General features: G+C 55.6%; 1 protein-coding gene. It reads right to left on the reverse strand.

The genetic code is table 11. The features are described from left to right. Window positions 1–1,089 (reverse strand): SdrD B-like domain-containing protein (locus tag J2I48_RS28105; RefSeq protein ID WP_310587322.1); only part of this gene is annotated, 1,089 nt, incomplete at both ends.

Raw genomic sequence — 1,089 nt, forward strand, 5'->3', positions numbered from 1 at the left:
TAACCAGCATCCACCGACGTGTTGTTCTCACCCGACGTGAGCGTCAACGTCTGTGTCAAGCCTGTAACGGGGTCGGCATCAGAATCTAAGCCGTCGAAACCAACGTTGGCCGACGTGCTGCTGAAGTTAGCAGGTGGCGTGAAGCCTACCTGATATACATTAGCCGCACCGGGCGTCAGACCCGTGAACGAATAGAGGCCCGACCCGTTGGTGGTGGTGGTGGCCACGGCCGACCCATTGAGGTAGAGCGTGACAAGTACACCTGGAATCGGCGAGTCACCTGAATTCTGAATGCCGTCTTTATTCGTATCATTAAATACATAATCACCAATCGAAGCGGGCTTGTAGAAACCGGCATCCACGGTTGGATTGAATTCGTTAGCACTCAGGCTGTAGGGACCCGTCAGACCCGTTACCGGATCCGCGTCTGAATCACCGGCATCACCCGCCGTGCTCGAGAGCACATTGGCTAGCGTGGGCATAAAGCCTGCTGGCTTACCAAAGCCGACTGTGTACGATACGCCTGGGGTCAAACCAGTGAACGAGTATAAGCCATTGGCATCTGTCGTGGTCGTACCCACGGCCGAACCGTTTGAGTACAAGCTCACCAGTACACCCGGAATCGGCACGTCGCCGGCATCCTGGATACCGTTAGCATTTTTGTCTTCAAAGACATAATCGCCCAAGCCAGCGGTTGGCTGGTAGAAACCCGCATCAACCGAGGTGTTATTTTCTCCTGAGGTCAGCGTCAACGTCTGGCTCAGACCCGTAATGGGGTCCGCATCAGAGTCCAGCCCGTCGAAACCAACGTTGGCGGAGGTGGCTTCCAGACCCGCAGGCTTGGCAAAACCAACCTGATAGACATTGGCCGCACCCGGTGTCAACCCCGTAAATGAGTAAAGACCCGTTGCATCGGTGGTCGTCGTGGCCACGGCACTACCGTTTTGGTAGAGCGTCACCAGCACACCCCTGATGGGCGTGTCGCTCGCGTTCTGGATACCATCGCGGTTCTTGTCATTAAAGACATAGTCACCCAGTGAGGCAGGCTTATAGAAACCAGCATCCACCGTGGGGTTGAACTCATTGGCT

Origin of the sequence: Fibrella aquatilis (assembly GCF_017353255.1) — a bacterium.
GTDB classification, from domain to species: domain Bacteria; phylum Bacteroidota; class Bacteroidia; order Cytophagales; family Spirosomataceae; genus Fibrella; species Fibrella aquatilis.